The organism is Bradyrhizobium sp. 26S5, assembly GCF_036923295.1.
Taxonomy (GTDB): Bacteria; Pseudomonadota; Alphaproteobacteria; order Rhizobiales; family Xanthobacteraceae; genus Bradyrhizobium; species Bradyrhizobium septentrionale.
In genome coordinates this window covers 304,002-321,473 of record NZ_CP145948.1, presented here as the reverse complement: position 1 = coordinate 321,473, position 17,472 = coordinate 304,002, and the positions used below count along the sequence as shown (strand labels likewise).

At 63.9% G+C, this 17,472-nt stretch carries 15 protein-coding genes and 1 tRNA gene; 3 read left to right on the top strand and 13 right to left on the bottom strand.

Annotation, left to right across the window (positions count from 1 at the left end; translation table 11 throughout):
* Positions 1–55: 55 nt before the first annotated feature.
* Complete coding sequence (locus tag V5279_RS01490; protein ID WP_338701778.1) at positions 56–661, bottom strand: carboxymuconolactone decarboxylase; 606 nt, start codon at positions 659–661, stop codon at positions 56–58.
* A gap of 287 nt (positions 662–948) precedes the next feature.
* Between V5279_RS01490 and V5279_RS01485 the strand changes: the two genes are divergently transcribed.
* The gene (locus tag V5279_RS01485; RefSeq protein WP_029079468.1) at positions 949–1,353 is read left to right on the top strand and encodes a YccF domain-containing protein; all 405 of its coding nucleotides are present in this window, start codon (positions 949–951) and stop codon (positions 1,351–1,353) included.
* A 29-nt stretch (positions 1,354–1,382) separates the two neighbouring features.
* Here the strand turns inward: V5279_RS01485 and V5279_RS46870 are convergent, their stop codons facing one another.
* From V5279_RS46870 to V5279_RS01475, 3 genes are all read right to left on the bottom strand, one after another.
* Entirely contained in the window at positions 1,383–1,640 is a 258-nt protein-coding gene (locus V5279_RS46870; RefSeq protein ID WP_371261146.1) for a GCG_CRPN prefix-to-repeats domain-containing protein, read from the bottom strand.
* Positions 1,641–1,757: 117 nt separating this feature from the next.
* Positions 1,758–2,798 (bottom strand): alpha/beta hydrolase, encoded by a 1,041-nt coding sequence (locus V5279_RS01480; protein WP_338694467.1) that lies wholly within the window; start codon positions 2,796–2,798, stop codon positions 1,758–1,760.
* A gap of 104 nt (positions 2,799–2,902) precedes the next feature.
* Positions 2,903–3,982 carry an LLM class flavin-dependent oxidoreductase gene (locus V5279_RS01475; protein WP_338694465.1) on the bottom strand — a complete coding sequence of 360 codons (1,080 nt, stop codon included), beginning with the start codon at positions 3,980–3,982 and terminating at the stop codon, positions 2,903–2,905.
* Positions 3,983–4,110: 128 nt separating this feature from the next.
* Here V5279_RS01475 and V5279_RS01470 point away from each other — a divergent pair.
* Positions 4,111–4,187: transfer RNA gene (locus V5279_RS01470), tRNA-Arg, on the top strand.
* 79 nt (positions 4,188–4,266) lie between these two features.
* On the opposite strand, the gene V5279_RS01465 is transcribed toward V5279_RS01470, so the two are convergent.
* From V5279_RS01465 to V5279_RS01435, 7 genes are all read right to left on the bottom strand, one after another.
* Entirely contained in the window at positions 4,267–4,944 is a 678-nt protein-coding gene (locus V5279_RS01465) for a response regulator transcription factor (protein ID WP_035976470.1), read from the bottom strand.
* Entirely contained in the window at positions 4,941–8,480 is a 3,540-nt protein-coding gene (locus V5279_RS01460) for a PAS domain-containing hybrid sensor histidine kinase/response regulator (RefSeq protein WP_338694462.1), read from the bottom strand. The genes V5279_RS01465 and V5279_RS01460 overlap by 4 nt, the downstream gene beginning before the upstream one ends.
* A 165-nt stretch (positions 8,481–8,645) precedes the next feature.
* Positions 8,646–10,136: a monocarboxylate uptake permease MctP gene (gene mctP, locus V5279_RS01455; RefSeq protein WP_338694460.1), complete on the bottom strand. Its 1,491-nt coding sequence runs from the start codon at positions 10,134–10,136 to the stop codon at positions 8,646–8,648.
* Positions 10,126–10,302 carry a DUF3311 domain-containing protein gene (locus tag V5279_RS01450; protein ID WP_166301058.1) on the bottom strand — a complete coding sequence of 59 codons (177 nt, stop codon included), beginning with the start codon at positions 10,300–10,302 and terminating at the stop codon, positions 10,126–10,128. The genes mctP and V5279_RS01450 overlap by 11 nt, the downstream gene beginning before the upstream one ends.
* 1,517 nt (positions 10,303–11,819) lie before the next feature.
* Positions 11,820–11,999, bottom strand: a complete 180-nt coding sequence (locus tag V5279_RS01445; protein ID WP_338694457.1) for a hypothetical protein — start codon at positions 11,997–11,999, stop codon at positions 11,820–11,822.
* Positions 11,996–12,214, bottom strand: a complete 219-nt coding sequence (locus V5279_RS01440; RefSeq protein WP_166301053.1) for a hypothetical protein — start codon at positions 12,212–12,214, stop codon at positions 11,996–11,998. Before V5279_RS01440 ends, V5279_RS01445 begins: the two co-directional genes overlap by 4 nt.
* Before the next feature lie 248 nt (positions 12,215–12,462).
* On the bottom strand, positions 12,463–12,672 hold the full coding sequence (locus V5279_RS01435; protein ID WP_029079461.1) for a hypothetical protein: 210 nt from the start codon (positions 12,670–12,672) through the stop codon (positions 12,463–12,465).
* A 483-nt stretch (positions 12,673–13,155) separates the two neighbouring features.
* Between V5279_RS01435 and V5279_RS01430 the strand changes: the two genes are divergently transcribed.
* Entirely contained in the window at positions 13,156–13,662 is a 507-nt protein-coding gene (locus V5279_RS01430; RefSeq protein WP_338694453.1) for a hypothetical protein, read from the top strand.
* Positions 13,663–13,678: 16 nt separating this feature from the next.
* Here V5279_RS01430 and V5279_RS01425 read toward each other — a convergent pair whose 3' ends face one another.
* Positions 13,679–15,838: an acyl CoA:acetate/3-ketoacid CoA transferase gene (locus V5279_RS01425; RefSeq protein WP_338694451.1), complete on the bottom strand. Its 2,160-nt coding sequence runs from the start codon at positions 15,836–15,838 to the stop codon at positions 13,679–13,681.
* 62 nt (positions 15,839–15,900) lie between these two features.
* The gene (locus V5279_RS01420) at positions 15,901–17,310 is read right to left on the bottom strand and encodes a GntP family permease (protein ID WP_338694449.1); all 1,410 of its coding nucleotides are present in this window, start codon (positions 17,308–17,310) and stop codon (positions 15,901–15,903) included.
* Positions 17,311–17,472 lie beyond the last annotated feature (162 nt).

Here is a 17,472-nt window from a genome sequence, read left to right as displayed (position 1 = left end):
ATGCGATGCGACCTCCCCCGCAAGCGGGAGAGGTAAGGCAGACAGCGCGAAAGCCCTACTTCTCCAACACCGGCAGCGGCGGAACGCTGTCGTTCCCGGAGCCGGCCTGCATCGCGATCAGCGTCATCGAGACCATGTCGTAGTAGCCCATGATGCCGATGATATCCAAAATGCCGCGTTCGCCGAACTTCTCCAGCGCGGCCTTGTAGACGGCATCATTGACCTTCTTGTCGCGATAGAGAGCGATGCCGAGATCGTAGAGCGCGGCCTCGTCGTCCTTCATGGCTTCGGGCCGCATGCCCCTGGCGATCGCATCCGCGATCTTCGGATCGAGCCCACCCTTCATCGCCAGCGGATAATGCGCAGACCATTCATATTGCGCGGTCCAGTGCCGCGCCGTGATCAGGATCGCCATTTCGCTGAGCCGCGCCGGCAGCGAGGTATTCCAGCGCAGATACTCCGACAGGTTCGATAGTTTTGGCGCCAGATCGGGATTGCGGAGATAGGCGCGGTAGGGCGGCGCAGTGAATTTGGCGTTGCGCGGCGGCGCGCTGATCATGTCGACCCAGGCCTTTTGCGCCGGCGACAGCTCCTCGGCCTTGAGCGGCGGGAAGCGGGTGGCCTCCTCAGCTGGCGCGGCCTGCGTGCTCAATGCCAGCACCGCCAGAAGGCCTGCCCCAAGTAATTTTCTGATGTGAGGTATTTTTCTCGTGTGAAGTTTTTTTCTCACTGTTGCTCTCCCTTTCGCCGCGTTGCCGGCCGCGGAAGCTTAATTGCGATCAAGGGAGATGCAACGAAATGAGGGTTATCTTCAGCGCCTCAGCCGCAACTCAAGCGTCTGCTCGCGGCTTGCGCCCGGCCGCCGGTTGCGCGCTCGGGCGACACCTACCGCCACACCGGACATCAGCCTATATTGGAGACATTCGAAGCGGCGCCAAGGTGTCAGTCATGCAGCCTGTGTCTATCCTCCTGAACATCCTCTGGATTCTGATCGGTGGCGCATGGATGGCGTTCGGCTGGCTGGTCGCCGCCGTGATCATGGCCATCACCATCATCGGGCTGCCCTGGGCGCGCGCCGCCTTCAACATCGCGGTCTACACGCTGCTGCCGTTCGGCTCGCGCGCGGTCCGCCGCGACGAAGTCACCGGCACGTCCGATATCGGAACCGGACCGCTCGGCGTGATCGGCAATCTGATCTGGTTCATCCTGGCCGGCTGGTGGCTCGCGATCGGCCACGTCATCACCGCGATCCTGCTCGCGGTGACCATCATCGGCATCCCGTTCGCCTGGGCGCATCTCAAGCTTGCCGGCATCGCGCTGTGGCCGATCGGCAAGGTGATCGTGCCGGCGTGACGCGGCCGTAGCCGCTCAGAACCGAAGCTCTACAGCCAATCCCGCGTTGTCTGGCTGCAAGCCTGGTAGTCGCGCCGCCAGATAAATCCACGGCCGCCGCATGGCGGAGTTGGACGCGAGGTGACCGGGCATTCGTTCCTGACCCGCGCGCTGGTGCCCCAGCCGTCAACCACGCAAGCGCCTCTTGAGGTCCTGTGGCAACCGTCGCCACAGCCCTCCGCGGCATTGGCCGCCGTCAAGCCAAGGAATGTACCGGCCGCCAGAACCACGAGCAAACGTAACCTCATGATGCCCTCCATTGCGTCGTCGGTTGTGATGCTCCACTCACATTGCGGTATGAGCGTAAGCGATATCGATTGCGCTCGCCACCGGGCCCCCGCACACATTCCGGTGTGTGCGCGGCTTCAGTGCGCCGCCTCGCAGCCGGGGATATCGAACACCGCGGTGAGGCCGCAGGGCGAGTTGAGCATCTTGCCGCCCTCGTGGCCGACGCCGGGCACATCCCAAAGCCTGTGGTTCGGCGTGCCGCCGTCGCGCGCCTGCATCGCGGCGAAATAGGAATGCCCGCGCGCGTAGCGATACGGTCCCTCGGCTTCCGCCATGCAGGATTTGTCGAGCGCGGGATGATCGGGATTGGTGTCGAGCGTTCCCAGGAGATAGATGACGCGGCGCGCGACATAGGCTTGCTCCAGCGCCGTCGGCGAAGGCTCGGCGAGATAGGGCGGACGGTCGTCCATGCCGAACTTCCATTTGTTGTAGCCATGGCAGCTCGCCGCAATCGCGGGAAGCGGCCGCTCCTTGGTGAAATAGGCGTAGGAGGACGGATTGGCGACCACGTAGCGCACGCCGATGCCTTCGCGCAGCAGCACCTGCTCGCCCTTCACCGCGATCGCATAGCGCTGCACCACCTGGCCGCCGCCGGAATGGCCGAACACGACGACGTCCTTCAGGTTCGGAAACAGTCGGCGGTCGCCGAGCCTGGCCAAGATGGCGTCGAGCGCCTCGAACGAGCTCGCAGGGCTTGGCGCGATCGCTGGCTCGCCGCCCTGCCAGCCATAGAGGCTCCAGCGCAGCGTCTCCGCCGGCAGCTTGAACGCCTCGACGTCAGGCTCGATCAGGAATTGCGGCGCGATCATCAGCGTCGCCTTGCCGGCATCGCCGGCCGCGGCCTGCGCGCTCAGCGCCGCGCGGAAATAATCGTCGGCATTGCGCAGCACGCCGTGCAGCACCAGGACCGCGCGAGTGACCTCCGGCAGCGGATTGGACCAGTCGGCCGAGAGGTAAAGCGGAAAGGTCGCGCTGCCGACGGCAACGCGACCGCTGGCGATTTCCTTGACCGGCTTCTGGTCGCGCTCGGTCTGCGCCTGCGTCGCCGACGCGATCGGCGCGTGAGCTGCCGTCATGACAAGCAGCGCCAGTGCCGCAAGCCAGGCCCGATGATGCATGGTTCAACTCCGTGGTGCCGCTAGCGGCGATGCGATGAAGCTTGATCATGGCGCGTCAGGCGCCGATTCACCCATGAATTTTCGGAAAGCTTCGGGACTGCGCCTCAGGCCGCGAGCCGCCCGCGATTGTTCGCGGCGAGGATCGGGCGGATCAGGCGGCCGAACCGCTCGGCCTCCTCGTCATGCAGATAGCCGGACAGGCAGAAGGAATGGCAGCCGGCGTCGATGAACTGCTGCAATGTCGCGGCGCATTGTTCGGGATTGCCGACCACCGCGATGCCGGCGCCGGGCCGCACCTTGGTGATGCCGGTCCACAGATGCGGCATCAACAGATCGCCGTAGTCGCGCGCGAGCTGCTGCACGCGCTGGTTGGCCTCGGAGCGGGTGTACAGCGTCTTCATCTCCTGCTTCTGCCGCTCGGTGGCGTGACGCACCAGCTGGTCGGCCGCCTCCCAGGCATCGGCCTCGTTCTCGCGGCAAATCACCTGCAGCCGCATGCCGAAACCGATCGCCTCCTCGCGATCATGCGCCCGCGCCATCCGCCGGATCTCGGCGATATTCTCCGCGATGCGCTCGGGCAAATCGCCCCAGAACAGATGGACGTCGGAATGCTTCGCCGAGACTTCCCAGGCCTGCCGCGAGCCGCCGCCGAGATAGAATTTTGGAAACGGCTGCTGCAGCGGACGCGGTCTGATTTGCGCGCCCGAGATCGTGTGAAACTTGCCCTGGAAGTGCACCGGGCCGCGCGTCGTCCACAGCGCTTTCAGGATCGAAACCTCCTCCTCCATCAGCGCGTAGCGCTCCTCCTTGGGCTGACGCACGCCTTCGGCCTCGACCTCGCTCTCGTTCTGGCCGGCGATCAGATTGATGCAGATCCGCCCGCCGGACATCTGGTCGAAGGTCGAGATCATCTTGGCCATCAGCACCGGGTTGATGTAGCCGGGCCGCGCCGCAATCAGCGGCTTGATCCGCTCCGAGCGCGCCGCCATGAAGGCGCCCGAGATCCAGGCCTCCCAGCACACCGAGCCGACCGGGATCAGGAGGTAGTCAAACCCGGCGGCCTCGGCGGCCTTGACCACCCGCTCGCAGAGTTCCGGCGACCCCGCGACCTGCGCCTCCATCAGCCCATAGGCCGTGGTGTCGCCATGCGTGGGCAGATACCAGCCGAATTCCAGCGGACGCATGGGCAAACTCCCTCGAAAGACGGCCTTTTCGGCAGCCTGTCATATTGGCAGCGGCAGTTTACAGCCCTTAATCGGCCGGACAACGCCGTTGCCGACCTTGGGGCAATCAGCTAAATGAACCCCTGCACGCACCCGTAGCTCAGCTGGATAGAGCGTTGCCCTCCGAAGGCAAAGGTCACACGTTCGAATCGTGTCGGGTGCGCCACTTGCGTACAAAACCACGAACATTTCCGTTCTCAGTCTGTTTGCCGGCGACGGCAGCCAGGAGGATATCCTCGGCGCCTTCAACCTTCTCGCTGTGCAGGTGATGAAACGCCTCGCGCGCTGCCGAACGCCAGCCGCTCCGCCAGCACGGCGGCCTGGGTGCGCGATCCCACCCCGAGCTTGCGCAGGATGGTCGAGACATGGCCCTTGACGGTTTGCTCGGCGATGCCGATTTCGGCCGCGATCTGCTTGTTGAGCTTGCCTTCGACGATCATCGCCAGGATGCGCAGTTGCTGCGGCGACAGCGAGGCCGCGCGCGCCGCCAGCTCCACGTCCTCGCTCTGGATCGAGCCCCGGCCGCCGATGTTCGGCGGCATCCAGATTTCGCCACCGAGGATGCGCGTGATGGCGTCCGCCATCGCCGGCAGGCCGAGCGATTTCGGGATATAGCCGGAGGCGCCATAGGCGATGGCGCGGCGGATCGTGGCCGCATCCTGCCGCGCCGAGATGATCGCAACCGGCACCGTCGGAAACTGTGCGAGCAGGACGAAGAGCGCCGCAAACCCCTGGATGCCCGGCATCGTCAGGTCGAGCAGGATCAGGTCGATCTCCTCGATGCGGCCGGGCACCGCCGCCAATACCTCGTCGAGCGACTGGCAGGGAATGATCTCGAGATCGGGAAGCACGGCCGACAGTGCGCTCTGCAGCGCGGCCTGCACCAGCGGATGGTCGTCGCCAATGACGATGCGTGTGGTCATGCCGGGTGGCGGTCCTCTTGGGTGGCGAGCCGACGGGTCAAGGCCTCGCCGCTCAGGAAACGTCGCAGCGCAGCCGGCTTGACCGGCTTGAGCAGGATCTCGCAGCCGCGCGCCTTCGCCGCGCTGCGAACCTCCTCGCTGCGATCGCCGGTGATCAGCAGCGCGCGCACCTTGTACGCCGATGCGCGCCTGAGATCGTCGAGAAAATCAAGACCGCTGCGGCCGCCGTCAAGGTGGTGGTCGAGCAGCACGACATCGGGCGGCCCGGCGGTTGCTGCCGCCATCGCCGCGGCCGGGTCTGTCGCAGTCACGACATGATGGCCCCAGCCCCCGAGCAGCGCCGTGAGCCCCTGCAGGATCGTCGCATCGTTGTCGAGGCACAGGATCGTCAGCGGTTGCTCGGCCGGCAGCGGCGCAGCCGCAGCGCGCGCGCGGCGCAGCGGCGCACCGGGACCGGACGCCAGGGGTATGGTGACTGCAAAACAGGAACCGTGGCCGGGACGTGAGCGCACGTTAACCGTGTGTCCGAGCAGGCGCGAGATGCGGTCGACGATTGCAAGCCCGAGGCCGAGCCCCTTGTCGGCCGCGGGCACGAGCCGCTGGAACTCCTCGAATATCCGGTCGCGGTCCGCCTCGGCGATGCCGATACCGGTGTCCCAGACCTCGATCCGGAGCGCGCCGGCCTTGCGCCGGCATCCCAGCAGGATACGGCCTTTCGGCGTGTAGCGCACCGCGTTCGACAACAAGTTCTGCAGGATTCTGCGCAGCAGATGCGGATCGCTCCGCACCACACAGGCGCAATCAACGACGTGCAAGGACAGGCCGCGCTCACGCGCCATGGCGTCGAACTCGACACTGAGCTGCGCCAGGAGATCGGCGATCGGTAAATCGACCGGCTCGGCGCGCACCGCACCGGAATCATAGGAGGAGATGTCGAGCAGCGTGTCGAGCATATGCTCGGTCGAGCGCAGCGCCGTGATCGCGCTACCGGCCAGCCTCCGGTCCTTGTCACCGGCGCTCGGCTGTACGCGCAAGCTTTCGTCAAGCGCCGACAGGAATAGCCGCGCCGCGTTCAGCGGCTGCAGCAGGTCATGGCTGGCGGCTGCGAGGAAGCGCGTCTTGCCGAGATTCGCGTGCTCGGCGTCCGCCTTGGCGCGCTCCAGCGCTTCGGTCCGCTCACGCACGCGCAACTCCAGATCCTCATTGACCCGGCGCAGCGCCTCGGCGGCGCGATGCCGTTCGGTGACGTCGGTATAGGTCGAGACGTAGCCGCCGCCGGCGATGCGGTCATAGACGATTTCGAGCACGGTGCCGTCCGGGCGTTTGCGCTCGTAGACATAGGGCCACACTTGCGTCGCGACGTCGCGATTGACCAACAGCGCGGAGAACTCGGCCGCCGCGTATTCGCCGCGGTCGACGTTGAAGGCAATCAGATCGGCGAGCGGCAGGCCGACGCGCACGAGATCGCGCGGCAGATCGAGCAACTCGATGAAGCGGCCGTTCCATGCCGAGATGTTGAAGTCGGCGTCGAAGGCGCAGATGCCCTGCGGCACGCTCTCCAGCGTGCTCTGCAAGAGATGGCGGTTGAAGCGCAGCGCTTCGGAGGCCTCGTCCAGCATCGCCATCGCCGCGCGCCGCGACAGCGAATGGCCCTCGAGCGAGGCTGCGATCACCACGCGCGCCGACGCCGCGCCGATGGCGCCGGCGAGCAGGTTTTCCGTGAAGCGGATCGAATCGAGATCGACAAGGCCCGACGGGTCGAGCGCCGGCGCGTGACCGGCGCGGCGCGCGGCGAGATAGGCGTCGAAGGCGGCCACGCCGCGTTCGCTGCCGACAAAGCGGATCGCGAGCGCGCGCAGATCATCGAGCCGGACCAGGACGCGCGACGACAATGGCGAGGCGGTCCCACGCGCTGCGCCTTGCGTGAAAGCCGCGGCCTGATTGCGCTCGATGGTCGATTGCCGTCCGAGCAGCGAGAACAGCACGAAGCAGGCGATATTGACGCCGAGGCTCCACAGCGTGGCATGCGAGATCGGATCGAGCCCCTCGAGACCGAACAGCGCGCCCGGCTTGAGCCATGGCAACAATCCATCGCGCGCGATCGGCGCGAGCGCCGGCCATAACAGCCCGGTGGACGGCAGCAGCAGCGTATAGGCCCAGATCACGAAGCCGACCGCGATCCCGACCGAGGCGCCGGCCTTGTTGGCGCGCGGCCAGAACAGGCCGCCGATGAAGGCCGGCCCGAACTGCGCCACCGCCACGAACGACAACAGGCCGATCACCGTCAGCGGATAGCCGTGATTGACCAGACGGTGCATCAGATAGGCCAGCAGGAGGATGCCGACGATCGAGAACCGGCGCACCGCCATCAGCGTGCGCGATACCGACCAGTTCGCCGCGCGCCGGCCGAGGAAGCGCCAGCGCAACAGCAGCGGCATGATGACGTCGTTGCAGAGCATCGTACTCAGCGCCACCGCGGTCATGATCACCATGCCGGTCGCGGCCGACAGCCCGCCCAGGAACGCGATCAGGCTGACGGTCCTGGCATCGGAGGCGATCGGCAGCGAGATCACGTATGTGTCGGGATCCATCATGCCGCCGAACCGCGCCAGGCCCGTGGCGGCAATCGGCAGGATCAGCAGGCTGAACGCCGCAAGATAGAGCGGATAGAGCCACGCAGCGGTGCGGGTATGCGCGGGCTGTTCGTTCTCGACGATCGCGACATGGAACGCCTGCGGCAGGCACAGGAAGGCGATCGCCGAGATAATGATGGTCGCCGGCCAGACCGGCTGGCCGATATCGAGCGACAGGACCTGCGCGAGCTCTGGATCGAGACGAACCTGCGACAGCAGCTCGCCCGGTCCGCCGGCGATGCCGAACAGCACGAACAGCGCCACGATCAGGAACGCGACCAGCTTGACCACGCTCTCGAACGCGATCGCCAACATCAATCCGCGATGATGCTCGCTGGCATGAACATGGCGGACGCCGAAGATGATCGCGAACAGCGCCATCGATGCGGCGACGCCAAAGGCGGAGTCCTGCCAGAACTGCAACGCCGCGCCGCCGGCCCGTTCCGGCTGCAGGATGAGATAGTCAAAACTCTTGCCGACCGCCTTCAGCTGGAGCGCGATATAGGGCAGCACGCCGAGCAGCGAGGCCAGGGTCACCAGCGCGGCCAGCGACTGGCTCTTGCCGTAGCGCGCGGCGATGAAATCGGCGATCGAGGTCACGTTCTGCGCCTTGGCGATCGCGATCACCTTGACGAGCAGCGGCTGGGCGAACAGCAGCACCAGCGTCGGGCCGAGATAGATGGTGACGAAGTCGAGCCCGCTGGTCGCGGCCCGGCCGACCGACCCGTAGAAGCTCCAGGAGGTGTTGTAGACCGCGAGCGTCAGGCAATAGCTGACCGCGGCCGTCCACGATGTCGGCGACACCAGCGGACCGTCGACGCTGCGCCGGTCGCCCCACCAGGCGATCAGGAACAGCGCGGTCACATAGGCCGCCGAGATTGCGAGAACGAACCAGCCCTGCAAGGACACCTCACGCACGAGATCGGCCCGCGACAGGTCGCGGGCCGCCGATACTAGAGCGTTTTCCAGCGAAGTGGACACCGGTTGGCGTGAACAAGGCGCGTCAAGACAAGAACCGAGGGCATCGACGGCTGGATTCGAGACCCGGCCGTCGATCGAGCCGTTGGCTTAGGCCGCTTCGCTGGCCGGGCGCGGCTGCGACAGCCCCTTGAGCGCCAGGTTGACCACGACCGCCACCACCACATTGGCCGCGAGGGCGATGAGGCCGGTGTAGATGGCAACCTTTCCCGCGCCGAAGTCGATGCTGTGCAGCGGCTTCAGACCGTCCGACCAGGCGAGCAGCGAACCGCCGACCAGACCGACCGCCCAGCCGACCAGCAGCGACGTGCTCGAGAACCAGTTCAGGTAGAGCCCGAACACCAGCGCCGGCAGGGTCTGCAGGATCCAGAGGCCGCCGAGCAGCTGCAGGTCGAGCGCGAACTGCGTCGGCATCAACAGGATCGCAAGCAGCGCGCCGACCTTCACCAGCATCGAGGTGATCTTGGCGACCTTGGCCTCGCCCGCCGGCGTGACGGCCGGGTTGATCCAGACCTTCCAGAAATTGCGCGTGAACAAATTGGCGGCGCCGATGCTCATCACCGCCGCCGGCACCAGCGCGCCGATCGCGATCGCGGAGAAGGCAAAGCCCGCGAACCAGCCCGGGAACAGGATCTTGAACAACGCCGGCACGACGTCATTGTTGCTCGCGAGCTTCAGTCCGGCCGCGTGGCCCATATAGCCGAGCAGCGCCAGCAAGCCGAGCAGCAGCGTGTAGGCCGGCAGCAGCACCGCGTTCTTGCGGATGGTGTTGCCTCCCGATGACGCGAAAATGCCGGTCAGCGTGTGCGGATACATGAAGGCCGCGAGCGCCGAACCCAGCGCCAGCGAAGCATAGGGGACCACCTGCGCCGGTGCCAGCAGGATGCCGCCGGAGCCTTTGGCCTTGAAGGCAGCGTCCGCCGCGGTGAAGATCTCGCCATAGCCGCCGAGCTTCGACGGCACGATCGCGATTGCGGCGATCACCACGATATAGATCATGATGTCCTTGACGAAGGCGATCAGCGCCGGTGCGCGCAGGCCCGACGAATAGGTGTAGAGCGCGAGCACCAGGAAGGCGAGCACGAGCGGAATCTCGCCGTGCAGGCCGAGCGCCTTGATCGCGACCTCCATGCCGATCAGCTGCAGCGCGATGTAGGGCATCGTCGCCAGCACGCCGGTGGCGGCCACGGCAAGCTCGAGGCTGCGCGAATTGTAGCGGCCACGCACCACGTCGCCGGCGGTAACGTAACCCTTGTCCTTCGCGACCTTCCACAACACTGGCATCACCGCGAACACGAACGGATAGACGATGATGGTGTAGGGCAAGGCAAAGAAGCCGTAAGCGCCGACCGCATAGACCAGCGCCGGAACAGCAATCACGGTATAGGCGGTGTAGAAATCGCCACCGACCAGGAACCAGGTGATCCAAGTCCCGAACTTGCGGCCACCGAGGCCCCATTCGTCGAGATGGGCGAGCGTCTCCGGCTTGCGCCAGCGCGAGGCGACGAAGCCCATGCCGGTGACGAGCACAAACAAAGCGATGAAAACGGCGAGCGCCGCGCTGTCGACATCATTCAACATTGCGCACGCTCCTGTAGACGATCCAGGTGAGGAGCGAGGTCAGCGGCACCCAGGCAAGCTGATACCAATAGAAGAACGGGAAACCGAACAGCATCGGCTCCCTGATGTTGTAGAAGGGCACGATCATCAACCCGATGAACGGCAGCAGCAATAGCAGGCGTATCAAGCTCTCCTCCCCTGTCGTGAGAATGATGCGCGCTTCGCTGCGCGCGACTTGCGCACGCTATAGCGCCGATCGTGCTTTTTTCTGCCCCCTACATTCGCTCCGCGGCACCCCCATACTTTCGTATCGTCGGGCAGAAGTCCGCCGCGCCCACGCGCGACGACGAGCGGGGGCTGTGCCGGCTGTTACGACAATGATGATCGGCTCAACCCGCACCCGGGTGAGCCGAGGGTGCTCGCCACCCGGGCGACTCCTGTCCTACCTCTGTTGTGGCATCCGTATTGGTGCGCCGGGGGCCAGATCAAACGGCGGATGTGGCCGAGCCAACCCGGTCGTACCCGGTGGCGCCTCATTGCTGGCCACGCGCGTATTGACGTTCTCGAACGTCGTAAAAGTCGCTGCGATAAGCGCAATCGCGAACGCGACCGCAAATATGACCAGAGCAGTTCGGTGATTGGTCATCGCAATGCACTCCAACACAACCCGACTCAACGTCATCAGCTGTAGTCGAGTTCCAATCGGCCTTCTCTGGCGTAGCCTATTTGAGCCATGCCATTTGCATGGAAGTGTGTAGGCTCGAAGCCATCTGCTTTTCTTAACCGCCGCGTGGGGGATTTCGGTGAAAGGATTGTTGTTGGCGATAGCCGTTCTTGTGGTTCTTTACATAGCGGATCAGCAGTTCGCCCAAGGCAAATACACCTACGCCGTCCAGCGCATGGCGGCTCAGATGAGGCACTCGTTCGGAATTTGATGCCGCTGCGCCCGCGCAGGCGTGGGAGCGAGCCGGGAACGACCTGTTCGCGTGAAAAACCACCAGCGCCGAAAGCGCTGGTGCTGAAGTTCTGGGGACGTGTAGCGTTCGTCCCGTGCGGATTTTCTCGCAAAATTTGCCTTCGTAAGGCAACCCGCAATTCGTCTGATCGCAATTAGCATTAACGACGCTGAATATCGATCGTTCGGGGACCCGCCGTCGGCATGTCGGCTTGGAGAGCGATAAGCCACGGATGTGGACCGGCGACCCATAAAAGGTTCGCTGAGCACTTCATCCAAACAGAAGAGCGCCCACGCCGGTGATGAAGGATAGCAGCGCTAAACCTATGAGGCTGTACTCGACGCTATCCATCTTGATCAACTCAGAATGGGGTCCTCGGCCTGCGCCTTGAGGTGCGGGTCTGAGGGACGCGGCGAGCCCCAACTCAGGGGTGAGCTGGGGCTGCCGGGGCTAGGAGGCTGAGCGGCCAGCCTCCACTCGTGAAGTTACGGCTTTCCCGAATTTGGTCTACCAAGATCCGCACTTGCTGCGGCGCGCTACTACCACTGCCCCACGTAGGCCCCTGCCAAGCCCAGCAATCATTACTCGGTGATACGCTGAAGAGATCATATTTTTCTCATACAGCGCACCGATGCCTCGCACGCCGCGGGCCGCGATGCGGCCATGTAGTCCATTTGGATCAGGCCCATTGGCACAGAGTGTATGACGTAAATGGGCTACGGCTACATTGGATATGCGTTGAGGCCCATCAACGAAGTCGCTCACCGCCAGGCTTGAGATCGCTCGGATTGCCTTCTGCAACAGTGCCAACCTCAGGCACCGCGGCCTCGGTGAATTCAATGATGAGCTTTCGTCTTTGGGGATCTCTAATCTTCGAGAACGCTCTGATTAACCTCAAGGTCTCGATCTCCTCGCGGTTTTCGCTCATGACAATGCTCGATTCTCATCGAAGCGTGCCAATGCTGCTTCGATGATCTCGACTTCCCCGCGGAGGATATCGCTCACGACAGACGGTCCGAAGCCGGGGACGTCGTGCGTTTGAACATCATCCAACAGCTGCCGCCGATGATGTTTGAGCTTCTCCAGCGCCTGACGATCCTTCAACGACACGAAGCCGGCGACGATTTGCTCGATGGCTTTCACTAAGAACAACTCTGCAAAATGATTAACGTAGTGCAATCGCACGAATTAAGCGGCCGAGCCGTTTCCTGACAAGGGCTAGGCTCCCATGCAGTGCTAACAGCGTTAATGCTCAGCCCGTAAAAACCACGGGGGCGCTTAAGATCACTGGGCCGTTGACTCCAAAGCGTGCGCTGAAGCGAAACTCATCACAGCGCATGCGGACGCAGATGTCCTCGAGTCGTTCGAGTTGATGCGATGACAGTCGGAATTTATTGGCTGGAGCCTCGGGACCTGCTGCGCTTCAGACGAGCGATCCGTTTGTAGTCAATCCACAACTCGATGAACTCGTGCGCGTCGAGATAATCCTCGGCTTGCCGCCTCGCCTCTTCGTCGTTGCTGCAACGAAGTTCGTACGTTGCGCGTGCGACCCCGGCAGGATCGACTCCGAATGCCACATATGGTTTGAGTCCTTCAATCATTTTTGTCTCCGTGACCTAATGCAGTACGATTGACGCTGCCTGGCGTCGGACGATCTGATTGCAATCAATGTATGTTAATGAAGAGGCCGCTGGCGCTGGACAGCGGCCTCTTGGACCTCATCTCAAATGAACGTCTTGGAAATGAAAACGCCGCCGAAGGTCCGCCACCATTTGACCGCGAATTCGCAACGCCGTGGAGTCCGGAGATGCTTATCCACAACCGGAACTCATGCCACGTTGCGAGCACGACACAGTTTCCCGTCGCGCGAACTCACCAAATTGCAGCGCCGCTGGGGGGGGTACCGCCACCGGTTTGAACCGTGTCGAACAACGGCGAGACATAGACTTAGGCAGTCCCCGACCTTTTGCAGGAGCCTCGTCGTGGCGTGTACGGAACCGGAGATCACTCCTTGGCCCGATCGGGTCCGGCGCACCGGCGAGCTAAAGGTATTCCCCGGGGCGAGTTTCACCCCGAGTGTCTGGGTGAATGATCTCGATACAGCGATCACGACGATCAACGACCTTCTCAAGCAGAATGGCGTCTATCTCGCCTTTAAGAAGGCTGACAGGGCGGCTGGCAGTCCGATCGTTGCCGAGACCTATCCGGGTTCCGGCCTCCACGGCAGCGCCGTGCAGACCATCATCGACTCACGCAGCGGCCCTTCGATGGATTCAGTGAAGCTGCGGGTGCCCGCAACTCCGAAAGTCGGCAGGGTTGACGCTGGGCAGGCCATGCGTCTCCACATCCTGGTGCACGAGCTCGTCCACTGCATCGGCCTCTCGAATTGCGCACACAGCAACGATGACGTTTTCGTGGGTAAGTTAGTGATCGACAGCAGCGGCTCGGTCCCGCCCCCGAAACTGGGCGGGCACACGATCTCGAGAATTAAGAAGGCATGGCCCGAGACGTGGGTCAGCGTGCAGGGCGGCGCTCTCGCCAAACAGTCGGCCGATGAATTGAGAAAGTCGATGGAAGGAATAAAACTGTAGAGTCGATAGGGTGGCTCTACATTCCCAGCGCGCGCGATCTGCCCGGCGGCAAGCCTCCGGGGCGCTGCCCCTTCCGGCGATGCGAATCCCGGGCGTCCGGCGATGGAGTGATTGCGCCGCCAGGGTTTGGCCGCCTACACCGCCGTGCGGCCGTTTCGGTCCGGCTGCGGAGTGCCGCCAGCTTCGACATTGCGCCAATCCGAGCGCGCGTCTTCCGCGCTTTCGAGATGTGCGCGGCGACGCCGCGCCTTTCCAGCGCTTCGCCGAGCTTGATGCGCAGGAAGCCCGACGTGGTGTAACGGGAGACGCCGGAATAAAAACGGTCGGTCAAGCCTTGCACCATCGCCGAATATTCGTCGAGCAATTCGGGAACAATCGAGAAGTTGTCGTAATTGACGATCGCATAGACGCGGCGATCGAGGCGGCCGAGCCTGGCTTCGACGGCGTGCGCGATCGCATCGATGTCACTCCTGCTGCGCAGCGCGAAGCGTTCCAGGTTGACGAAGAACAGGTTCTGCTGCTGGTCCAGGGTGAAGCGCCGATCGAGCGGAATCGTCAGCAGATAGCTGCGCAGATCCATTGGGCCGTCCCGGAAGATCCGCGCGTCCATCAACGGCGGATCGCGTGGGATCAGCGGCCTGAAATCCATCAGGCGGAGGATGTCGCGCTCGATATCGATGCCGGGCGCCACCTCGATCAGCTCGAGCCCCCCTTCGGTCAGCGCCAGCACGCAGCGCTCGGTGACGTAGTGCACGGTCTGCCCGCGTTTGGCGGCGAAGGCTCCGCTGAAGGTCACGTGCTCGACTGCCTCGACGAATTTGCGGGCTTTCGCTTCCTCAGTGATGACCAGCCTGCCGTCGGTTACGCCAATGCGCTGGCGGCCCGCACCGAACGTGCCGACGAAAATCACCTTCTTGGCGTTCTGGCTGATGTTGATGAAGCCGCCGGCACCGGCGAGCTTGGGACCAAACTTGCTGACATTGAGATCGCCGGCGCGATCGACCTGGGCGAGACCCAGGAACGCGGCGTCGAGGCCGCCGCCGTCGTAGAAATCGAACTGATAGGGCTGGTCGATCACCGCCTGCGTGTTGACGGCGGCACCGAAATCGATCCCGCTCGCCGGCACGCCGCCGATCACGCCGGGCTCGGCGGTCAGCGTGATCAGGTCGATCACCCGCTCCTCGTTGGCAACCGAGGCGATGCCTTCGGGCATGCCGATGCCGAGATTGACGACACTGTTGGCCTTGAGCTCGAACGCCGCTCGGCGCGCGATGATCTTGCGTTCGCTCATCGGCATCGGCGGCAGCGAGCCGGCGTGCAGCCTGATCTCGCCGCTATAGGCTGGATTGTAATGCGTGCCAAAGGTCTGCCAGTGGTTTTCCGGTTTTGCCACCACGACGCAGTCGACGAGGACACCGGGGATTTTCACCTGGCGCGGATTGAGGCTGCCGCTTTCTGCGACGCGCTCGACCTGAGCGATGACAATGCCGCCGGAATTATGCGCCGCCATGGCGATCGCCAGCGCTTCCAGCGTCAACGCCTCCTTCTCCATCGTGAGATTTCCGTCGGCGTCGCCGGTGGTGGCACGGATAATCCCGACGTCGATGGGAAAGGTCTTGTAGAACAGGCACTCCTCGCCGCCGAGCGTGACCAGCTCGACCAACTCCTCGATGGTGCGGGCGTTGAGCTTGCCGCCGCCCTGGCGCGGATCGACGAAGGTGCCGATGCCGACGCGCGAGATATGGCCGGGGCGACGCGCCGCGATGTCGCGGAACAGATGTGTGATGACGCCCTGCGGCAGATTATAGGCCTCGATCTGATTTGCGATCGCGAGCTGCTGCAATTTGGGCGCAAGCCCCCAATGGCCGCCGATCACGCGCCTGACCAGGCCCTCGTGTGCGAAATGGTTGAGGCCGCGGTGCTTGCCGTCTCCCTGTCCCGCCGCATAGACCAGCGTGAGGTTACGCGGCTTGCCCTGCGCGTAGGGAGCGTCGGTCTCGTTGGCGAGATAGAGCTCCTCCAGCGCGAGCGCGATCTCTTCGGCAAACCCGATGCCGACAAAGCCGCCGGTCGCGACCGTGTCGCCATCGCGGATCAAGCGCACCGCTTCGGCGGCCGTGACGATCTTGCCCTTCTCCGTCGTGCGCAGATAGGACAGGGCCGGATGCTGGCTCACGTCATTCCTCCCGATTAATCGTTAGATCCTGGAGCCCCGTTCCGATTCAATCAGAACCGGCTCTAGACCAACCCGGTGACGTAATAGACCGCGATCACGAAGAACACCGCCAGCGTCTTCAGGCAGGTCACCGCAAAGATGTCCTTGTAGGACTGCTGGTGCGTCAGCCCGGTCACCGCAAGCAGGGTAATGACGGCGCCGTTGTGCGGCAATGTGTCCATGCCGCCGCTCGCCATCGACGCGACGCGGTGAAGCACCTCGGGCGGGATGTGCGCCGCCTCCGCCATGGCGATGAAATCCTTTGCCATCGCGGCGAGCGCAATCGACATGCCGCCCGAGGCCGAACCGGTGATGCCGGCGAGCGAGGTGACGGTGATGGCTTCGTTGACGAGCGGATTGGGGATCGTCTTCAGCGCATCCTTGATGACGATGAAGCCGGGAAGCGCCGCGATCACGCCGCCGAAGCCATATTCGGACGCGGTGTTCATCGCCGCCAGCAGCGCACCGCCGACCGCGGCCTTGCTGCCTTCGGCGAAGGTCTTTCTCAATTTTGGAAACGCGAATGCGAACACGGTGAGAATGCCCGCAATCAGTGCGCCCTCCACTGCCCAGATCGCCTTGATGCTGGCGATCGGCGTCGTAATCGAATGATCGAGCGCGAGCGTCAGATCGTAGCTCGCGCCGTAGACACGCTCGATCAGGCCGCCGAACACGCCGGGAAAGCCGCCGAGCGGCAGGTTGACCGCGAACACCACGATCAGCGGCAGAAAGGCAACCAACGCCGGCGCCAGTTCCTTGGTATCGACCGGCGGCGGCTCGTTGCTGTGCCCCTCGCCATAGCCCTCGCCGGCAGCCACCGCCTGGCGGCGGCGCCATTCGAGATAGAGCAGGCCGAACACGAAGATGAAGATCGCACCGATCGTGCCGAGGATCGGCGCCGCGCCGTTGGTGGTCTTGAAATAGGTGGTCGGAATGATGTTCTGGATCTGCGGGCTGAACGGCAGCGAATCCATCGTGAACGAAAAGGCGCCGAGCGCGATCGTGCCGGGAATCAGACGCTTTGGAATGTTGCCGGCCCGGAACATCTCGGCAGCGAACGGATAGGCGGCGAACACCACGACGAACAGGGAGACCCCGCCATAGGTGAGCACCGCGCAGACCAGCACGATCGCCAGCATCGCGCGCTGGCTGCCGACGAGGCCGATCACCGCCGCCACGATCGATTTGGAGAAGCCGGAGAGCTCGATCACCTTGCCGAACACCGCGCCCAGCAGGAACACCGGGAAATACAGCTTCGCGAAGCCGACCATCTTGTCCATGAAGAGACCGGTGAAGGCGGCCGGCACCGCGCCGGGGTCGGTCAGCAGGACCGCGCCCATTGCTGCGACCGGCGCGAACAGGATGACGCTGAAGCCGCGATAGGCGACGAACATCAGGAAAACGAGCGCGGCCAGTGCGACCAGAAAGCTCATCTGTTTCTCTCCCGGGGTGTTGTTCTTTTCGGACTCTTCTTGCGCATTCGAGATGCGTCATCCCACGAGCAGAGCAAGCTCCAGGCCAGATGCCTCGCGATGGTGCAAAATGCTTGAAATTCCGGCAATTCGGCCGGCAGCCGGGAGGTCAGGGCTGTGAGT

Excerpts from the sequence above, each read along its gene's own strand:
- mctP (WP_338694460.1), bottom strand. The coding sequence starts at position 10,136 with ATGTTGAATGATGTCGACAGCGCGGCGCTCGCCGTTTTCATCGCTTTG.
- V5279_RS01480 (WP_338694467.1), bottom strand. The coding sequence starts at position 2,798 with ATGCATCATCGGGCCTGGCTTGCGGCACTGGCGCTGCTTGTCATGACG.
- V5279_RS01475 (WP_338694465.1), bottom strand. The coding sequence starts at position 3,982 with ATGCGTCCGCTGGAATTCGGCTGGTATCTGCCCACGCATGGCGACACC.
- V5279_RS46870 (WP_371261146.1), bottom strand. The coding sequence starts at position 1,640 with ATGAGGTTACGTTTGCTCGTGGTTCTGGCGGCCGGTACATTCCTTGGC.
- V5279_RS01420 (WP_338694449.1), bottom strand. The coding sequence starts at position 17,310 with ATGAGCTTTCTGGTCGCACTGGCCGCGCTCGTTTTCCTGATGTTCGTC.
- V5279_RS01485 (WP_029079468.1), top strand. The coding sequence starts at position 949 with ATGCAGCCTGTGTCTATCCTCCTGAACATCCTCTGGATTCTGATCGGT.
- V5279_RS01445 (WP_338694457.1), bottom strand. The coding sequence starts at position 11,999 with ATGAGCGAAAACCGCGAGGAGATCGAGACCTTGAGGTTAATCAGAGCG.
- V5279_RS01435 (WP_029079461.1), bottom strand. The coding sequence starts at position 12,672 with ATGATTGAAGGACTCAAACCATATGTGGCATTCGGAGTCGATCCTGCC.
- V5279_RS01465 (WP_035976470.1), bottom strand. The coding sequence starts at position 4,944 with ATGACCACACGCATCGTCATTGGCGACGACCATCCGCTGGTGCAGGCC.